Here is a 7,771-nt window from a genome sequence, read left to right on the forward strand (position 1 = left end):
CATAAGTACGAGACAGGCCTCTATCACATTCACACCTATGGCCGAGCAGCGGATGGCAAATTGGTCTTCCTCAAAGGAGACCAGACGACCGTTAAAGAACTGCCCAAACCAACAGCGACGCTGACCATTAAGAATGTCAACAACCAAACAGGCACCTTTGATGTGATTGTATCTGACCTTAAGTCGATAGCAGGTGTCACATTGGTTCAGTTGCCAACGTGGTCTGAGAGCAAGGGTCAAGACGATCTCAAATGGTATCAACCGACCAAACAAGCCGACGGCACTTACAAGCTGACGGTCAGGGCTAGCAACCACAAGTACACGAATGGCAAATACCATGTGCACTTGTATGTGACAGATAAGCGTAATACCAGAACCTTTGTGGCAGCTCAGACAGTTGAGCAGACTGGAGCTAATTATTTTGTGGACATCAGCAGTCATAATGGTTCTATTTCGGTCTCAGAGTTTCAAGGATTGAAACGTCAAGGAATTCTTGGGGTAGTGGTTAAGTTGACGGAAGGAACTACTTATACCAATCCGTTTGCTCAAGGACAGATTATTAATGCCAGGGCTGCAGGATTGAAGGTGTCTTCTTATCACTACTCACACTATACTTCTCAAGATGATGCTAGGGCAGAAGCTCAGCATTTCACCAAAACAGCCAGAGCATTTGGTCTATCTGGGAAGACGGTCATGATTAATGATATTGAAGAAACCAAAATGCAGAGAAATCTGAACACCAACACGCAGGCATGGCTAGAAGAAATGAAAAAGGCTGGATTTGTAGACAATATGTATTATACTGGTGCGAACTGGTTAGATATTCGTGGAGGTGTCTTTAATACGAGCCAATTTGGTCCTCAAAATATCTGGGTAGCGCACTATACTAAGGGTTACACCTATATGACGCAGTCAGAAGCCAAGGAATTATCTCATTATAAGGAATTTGGTGCTTGGCAGTATACTAGCGTTTCAACTAAGTTACCCAAAAACTATCTGGATGAAAACATTGATTATACTGGTCGTCTGACTGTATGAGTAATGTTTATCAAAGATAAGAAAAATTCTGGCCTTGCCAGTTTTTTTCTATGTTATAATAGTCCAAGAAAGGAAATCCTATGCGTTTAGATAAATTTTTAGTGGACTGTGGCATTGGTACTCGAACAGAAGTAAAAGATTTACTCAAGAAAAAGCAAGTTACCGTCAATGGTCAGGTAGAGGTGTCTCCCAAAAGACACATTGATGCGACTGCCGATAAGATTATCTGTCGAGGTCAGGAACTCAGATATGAAAGTTTTGTGTATTACCTCCTCAACAAGCCAAAAGGTGTCATTTCAGCCACTGAGGATAATCATCACAAAACAGTTTTAGATCTCTTAGATCAAACCGCTCGCCATAAAGAGGTTTTTCCGGTTGGGCGCCTAGATATTGACACCACTGGGCTCCTGCTTTTGACCAATAATGGTCAGCTTGCCCACGCTATGCTATCGCCTAAAAAACATGTCAATAAGGATTACCTAGCTGATGTGGCGGGCATCATGGACGAGGAGGATATTAAGGCTTTTGAAAAAGGCATAGCCCTCAAAGACGTTATCTGCCAGCCAGCCAAGTTAGAGATTTTGTCAGTTGATGAGAACCAGGAGAGCTGCCGCGTCAAAATCACTATCCGAGAAGGCAAGTTCCATCAAGTCAAGCGCATGGTGGCCAGCCGCGGGAAAGAAGTCATCAATCTCGAACGTTATTCAATGGGGCCATTGCTCCTTCCAGAGGATTTAAGGTCTGGAGAATATCGTCGCCTGACAGCAGATGAACTAGCTAGCTTAGAAGTATTTAACACCATTTTGTAAGGCCGTACAGAGTCTGAGACAAGAGTCTTACATCAATTATAAAAGAGAACAAAACTGAAGTTTGAAAAACCAACTCTGTTCTCTTTTTAGCTAAAAAATGCAAGGAATTACCCTCCTGTGGTAAAATAAAGTTATGCGCTTAGATAAATTGCTAGCCAAAGCTCAAATCGGTTCTCGAAATGACATTAAAAAACTCCTCAAAGCCCATCAGGTACGGGTAGATGGAGCAGTAGTGACAAAGGCCAATCTTAATGTGGACACCAGTCTGCAAACCATTACCGTATCAGGTCAGGAGCTCTGCCATTCTCCAGAAGTTTACTATCTGATGAATAAACCTGCGGGTGTAGTGTCGGCGAGAACTGACAGGGAGCATCAGACGGTTATTGAGTTGATTTCGGAGGAAGATTATCGAGAGGGACTTTACCCCCTTGGGCGGCTGGATCGGGATACTGAAGGGCTGGTCCTCATCACCAACAACGGCCCTTTAGGTTTTCGGATGCTTCATCCTAAACATCACGTGGACAAGACCTACTATGTGGAGGTTAACGGTCTCTTAGGGACTGATGCGCCAGCTTTTTTTGAGAAAGGCATAGCATTTTTAGACGGAAGGGTCTGCAAACCAGCCTATCTTGAGGTTATCAGCTCAAGTTCAGAGATTAGCCGTGCTAATATTACCATTTCAGAAGGTAAGTTTCATCAGGTTAAGAAAATGTTCCTGGCTTACGGTGTCAAAGTGATCTACCTGAAGCGTATCTCCTTTGGAGACTTTGTCCTAGAAAAGAATTTGCCAGCAGGTAGCTACCGCACCCTGACTTTAGAAGAAAAAGAAGTCTTAAAACGTTATTTCTAGGGAAAATTCTTTAAATCAGATTACTTTTGTGATAAAATAGACAATGTAAATAAAAATAAGAAGAGGTAAGTGAAATGTCACGTAAACCAATCATTGCCGGTAACTGGAAAATGAACAAAACAGCGTCTGAAGCACGCGAATTTGTTGAAGCAGTTAAAAATGCTATCCCATCAAATGAACTTGTTGATACAGTCATCGGTTCACCTGCAATCTTCCTTGAAGGCATGAAAAAAGGTGTTAAAGGTACTGAATTGCAAGTTGCAGCACAAAACTGCTACTTTGAAAATGCAGGTGCGTTCACTGGTGAAAACAGCCCAGCTACAATTGCTGACCTTGGTGTTGAGTATGTTATCATCGGTCACTCAGAACGTCGTGATTACTTCCACGAAACTGACGAAGACATCAACAAAAAAGCTCACGCAATCTTTGCTAATGGCATGACGCCAATCATCTGTTGTGGTGAGTCGCTTGAAACTTACGAAGCAGGTAAAGCAGTAGAATTCGTTGGCGCTCAAGTATCAGCTGCACTTAAAGGTTTGACTGCTGAGCAAGTTGCATCATCAGTTATCGCTTACGAACCAATCTGGGCTATCGGTACTGGTAAATCAGCTACTTCAGCTGATGCACAAAACATGTGTAAAGCCGTTCGTGACGTTGTCGCTGCTGACTTCGGTCAAGAAGTTGCTGACAAAGTTCGCGTTCAATACGGTGGTTCAGTAAACCCATCAAATGTTGCTGAATACATGGCTTGTCCAGATGTTGACGGTGCCCTTGTTGGTGGAGCTTCATTGCAACCAGATAGCTTCCTTGCACTTTTGGACTTCGTAAAATAAGAAGTGTAAAACAGGCTGAGTTTTCTCAACCTGTTTTTTTACATTTCATCATTTCTTATCGACGCGCCAGAAGTCACATCTGACCAGCCCACCAGAGCCTGACCAGAGTTGTCCAGATAGGAGGAAAGCAGGGGCTTAATATCTTGCACCATCTCCATGATACCTTGAAAAGCGCCAGCTTCATCGTAAAGCATCTGATAAGACTGCATGAAAACCTTACCAAAAGCCTCATTTGGAATTTCCACATGCAGGCTTTTTTCTGTAGAATGGCAGAGCTCCTGCCAAACCCAATCTGGTAGTCTATCGTCTTGAGAAGGGAAAAATGTACCGTCAGGTTTGTCATTACTGTAAACCAAGCTTAAATCTTTACCGTAGAAAGCTATTTTGTAAGGGAGAAAATCAAGATAATTCATACTGACATCATAACGCTTTTACGATAAATTAGCAAAAAGATAGTTTTTTAAGCATTTGTTTAAAAATATTTCTAAAATCATTTATTTAAGTGTTGACTTAAATAAATTAAAGTGCTATTATTTATCTATAAAATTAAACAATCACTTAATAAAATGTAAATGAGGTTAAGTATATGAAAAAAGCAATAACCAATAAACTCTACATGGCGACCTTTGTCTCAGACATGTTGTCAAACTTTGGGGACAGCCTTTACTACTTGGCTTTGATGAACTACGTTCTTCTTTTACCGAATTCTGAATTGGGCATCAGTTTGGTGACACTTTCTGAGTCACTGCCTATTTTGACCCGCTTTGTCATGGGAATGTGGGCGGATAAAACCAAAAACAAGATTGATACCATTTTGGCAACCCAGATTTTCAGGTTGGTTATCTATATCATCGTTGGACTTGCTATGGGCTTCGAACCAGCACTATGGATTGTTTTAGTGGCTGTGGTAGCGAACCTCTTCTCTGACATTTCTGGTCAGTACGAGTCCTATCTGTTCTCACCTTTGACCCTCCGTGTGGTGGCAGATGAAGATAGGGAAGGTGCTATAGCATTTCGCCAAGCTGCTAGTTCGATTTTACAAATTGGTTTTCAGGCAAGCGGTGCGGTTCTCATTACCTTCATGAGCTATCAGAGTCTTGCTTTTTTCAACGCTGGAACCTTCCTAGCTAGCGCTCTTATCATGCTTGGTCTGCGCCCTGCCTTTTCCAAACTTCTCAAAGACAATCCTATCAAGACGGTTGAAAATGATAGTTCAAAAGGTTTGGTGTCTGACCTTACAACTTCTTTCAAAGGAACTCTGGAGGTTATTAATAGCATTCCTGTTTTAAAGACGAGTCTGGTGACTATTATGGGAGTTAACGCCATTGGCTCAACTCTTGACCCCATTGTCATGACCGTTATCAAAGACTTCAAGGATTTTGTCATCATCACCCCTGCGACTACTATTGCAACTATTTCCATCGTCTTTTTTGTTGGGAATGTTGTGGGATCGATGCTTTGCACCAACCTCTTTAGAAAGGCTGATTTGAGCTTTATGATAAAGCTGTTGCTGGCTCTGCTGATTGCTTTTTTCTCAGCTTTGGTCTTACACAATATTTATCTGACTCTCATCTTTATTCTTGCAACATCGGTTGTGTCAGGGGGAAGTAATCCGAAATTTTCGGCTATGATGTTCCGTGAAATTCCAGAGGAGAAATTAGCGACTATTGGTTCAGGAATTGATACTTTCTTGACCTTGGGTATGGTGGTCAGCCGATTTGCTCTGTCAGGCTTAGTGGTGATTTTACCAGCACAAGCTATTTCTGCCATTTATCTCTTGCTTGCGGTTGGTCTAATGGGTTATACTATTAAGAGAACGGTTAAGAAAAATAAAGCAGTCATTGAAGTGGCTTAGAAAGAGGTTGTTATGACTTTTCATTACAATCAGCAGCATTCAGAAATCTTTGAGTTGACCATGCTACCTATGCTCTCTTATTCTCCGAAAGATAGAATGTGGGACTTTACTTCAAAAGAGCGTAGCATTTTAGCTGAAGATTTGGAAAGACAAGAGGAAATTTATCAGCTTTTTAAACCTCTTGAAGCAAGGTTGCGCAGTTACCATCTTATGGCTGCTGGCTGGAGCTTTTTAACGACTTGTTATATCTATCTGCTCAATCAAGGATATGAGCCTGCAGATATTGAAGAATTGCACCAGTTGGTTTTGGGCATGTCTGAGGAAGAGCTGGATCACTGTCTGCGTGTTTTCATCATAGATGAGAGCTTTCAGGAGATTAATGACAAGGATTATTGGGAAATCCTTGAGGAGCGAGGGATAAAACCAGAAGATAAGTGGCATATCCTTGCATATAGTCGCAATATGACTGAAAATATCAAGAAGACGGTTGAACTCTCACGAGAATTGGTAGCCTTATATCAACCGTATTTTGAACAAGCCCGACAGGAACGGGAACGTTATGCACAAAATATCAATCTTGAGGAATTTCTAAAAAATACCCATGCCTTGAAAATGGTTCAGCAAACCGTGATGGGTGAAGGGGAGTTATATATTATCAGTCCTTGGATGATACGGCTTTCTCTTTTAAGCTTGGAACCAATATTTGAGCGTTATAAAACCTTTCTTATTTTATCTTGTAAGATTAATGAGGTTTTGAACACTCATAGTGAGCTGGACGAGGAAAATTTCTCCTCAGTACTGAAAACCCTCAGTGATTTGACCCGATACAAGGTCTTGGTGGCTTTGACTCAGCCACATGCTAAAAGTAAAGACATTGCTCAAGATCTGGGTATCACCAGCGCAGCCGTCTCTTTCCATAGACAAAAATTGCAAGATGCCCAGATTTTGCTGTTTAACAGCGACGAGAAAAATGTCAAATATGACCCTAATCGTGACCTGATTCAGGAAGTCATTGATAAATTGAGGGCAGATTTTAAATTGAATTAGGGGATTTTTATGAAAATAACATCACGAAAGGGCGACTGGTATGATGAGAATGGTCGCAAATTAACAGATCAAGAGAAAGCCAGTATTCAGGCTGATATTTTGGAAGAGCTTAATCATGACTTGAAGGATAGTGGCTTTGAAGGGTGGATTAAGAAATTTGTCCTGCGACAAATCGAAAAAACATCGGGTAAGGTTCATTTTTCAGATGAGAAAACGGAATCTTCTTCAAAAAAAGAGGATACTAACTTTTCAGGTCAGGAAATGGCTGATCAAGCCATCGAGACTGCCATCAAGGGACTTGAGCTTGCCATCGCTGAATTGACCGAGGAACTGGAAAAACTGAAAGAAGAACGTGATAAACTTTTGGACAGACTTGGGAAGTAGATTATTAGTGGTCTCTAGTATGGAGTGGTAACATAGCATTTAAAAAGGGGCTGAAGTAAAGTCAGACCTCAGGTGTCAAAAAGCGAACAAAACTAGTTTTCTGGGAACCAGAACATTGTTTTGTTCGCTTTTTGTGCCTAACGATAAATTGTAGAGTATGATAATAGAGATTTTTAAAATTTAAAATCATTTGTTTCAAATCTAAGTCCAATCGAAAATCCATTGAAGTTTAATAAGAGACGGTGTTATTTGACTTAATAACTGCTTTGTTATTACTTTTAGAATATGATTAACAGCCTCTGTATCTTCTGTTGAAAGCGGAATCTCTTCTTCTTTTTAATTATTCTGACTTTAGGTCTCGGTGAGAAAAGGATTGTAGGAAAGGAGGGTCAATTTTTTGTGTCATATTTTCGGATAAGTTTTTTGAGAGTGAAAATTATAGTCATACAACCAGAGGATAGGATTAGAGCGCTTAGCCAAATTTTAGGAGTTCGGTGTCCAGTATAAGTCCAGTCAAAAATTCATTGGAGGTTGAGGAGGGGGGGATTTATTTCTTTTAATGGTTCTTTAGTTAGTTGCTTTAGAGCTTTTTGGGTAAATGTCTTGTCATCAGTAGTTAAGGGCAGTGACTCTTGTAAATAATAGGATGAACAGGTTACACTAAACTAGACAGAAGAATAAAGTGTTCTACACTAAAGAAAAGAGGAGAACAGATATGTCTAGAAAAATTCGCCGTCATTTTACAGATGAGTTTAAACAACTCTTGTTGACCTACACAATGCAGGTATGAAGCGAAGCGAGATTATCAAAGAGTATGACTTGACCCGTCTAGCTTTGACAAGTGGGTTAAACAAGCAAGAACAACTGGTTCCTTTAAAACTGTCGATAATCTGACAGATGAACAACGTGAGTTGATAGAACTCAGAAAACGAAATAAAGAGCTCGAAATGCAATT

8 protein-coding genes and 1 pseudogene are annotated in these 7,771 nt (G+C 40.7%); 8 read left to right on the forward strand and 1 reads right to left on the reverse strand.

What is annotated here, in order from left to right; genetic code table 11:
- From G576_RS0109515 to tpiA, 4 genes are all read left to right on the forward strand, one after another.
- A partial coding sequence (locus tag G576_RS0109515; protein WP_027974401.1) for a GH25 family lysozyme occupies positions 1-1,038 on the forward strand: 1,038 nt, incomplete at its 5' end.
- A gap of 80 nt (positions 1,039-1,118) precedes the next feature.
- Entirely contained in the window at positions 1,119-1,847 is a 729-nt protein-coding gene (locus G576_RS0109520) for a pseudouridine synthase (protein ID WP_027974402.1), read from the forward strand.
- Between the two features lie 133 nt (positions 1,848-1,980).
- Positions 1,981-2,697, forward strand: a complete 717-nt coding sequence (locus G576_RS0109525) for a 16S rRNA pseudouridine(516) synthase (protein WP_027974403.1) — start codon at positions 1,981-1,983, stop codon at positions 2,695-2,697.
- Between the two features lie 74 nt (positions 2,698-2,771).
- Entirely contained in the window at positions 2,772-3,530 is a 759-nt protein-coding gene (tpiA, locus tag G576_RS0109530) for a triose-phosphate isomerase (protein ID WP_027974404.1), read from the forward strand.
- Between the two features lie 38 nt (positions 3,531-3,568).
- Here the strand turns inward: tpiA and G576_RS0109535 are convergent, their stop codons facing one another.
- Positions 3,569-3,943, reverse strand: coding sequence for a PAS domain-containing protein (locus G576_RS0109535; protein WP_027974405.1), 375 nt, complete (start codon positions 3,941-3,943; stop codon positions 3,569-3,571).
- A 173-nt stretch (positions 3,944-4,116) separates the two neighbouring features.
- On the opposite strand from G576_RS0109535, the gene G576_RS0109540 reads away from it, so the two are divergent.
- From G576_RS0109540 to G576_RS13395, 4 genes and pseudogenes are all read left to right on the forward strand, one after another.
- Complete coding sequence (locus G576_RS0109540; protein ID WP_027974406.1) at positions 4,117-5,385, forward strand: MFS transporter; 1,269 nt, start codon at positions 4,117-4,119, stop codon at positions 5,383-5,385.
- A 12-nt stretch (positions 5,386-5,397) separates the two neighbouring features.
- The gene (locus tag G576_RS0109545; RefSeq protein ID WP_027974407.1) at positions 5,398-6,432 is read left to right on the forward strand and encodes an ArsR/SmtB family transcription factor; all 1,035 of its coding nucleotides are present in this window, start codon (positions 5,398-5,400) and stop codon (positions 6,430-6,432) included.
- 9 nt (positions 6,433-6,441) lie between these two features.
- Entirely contained in the window at positions 6,442-6,816 is a 375-nt protein-coding gene (locus G576_RS0109550; protein WP_027974408.1) for a hypothetical protein, read from the forward strand.
- Positions 6,817-7,531: 715 nt separating this feature from the next.
- Positions 7,532-7,771: pseudogene (locus G576_RS13395) on the forward strand (transposase); the annotation flags it as partial.

Origin of the sequence: Streptococcus porci DSM 23759, from assembly GCF_000423765.1 — a bacterium.
Lineage (GTDB): Bacteria > Bacillota > Bacilli > Lactobacillales > Streptococcaceae > Streptococcus > Streptococcus porci.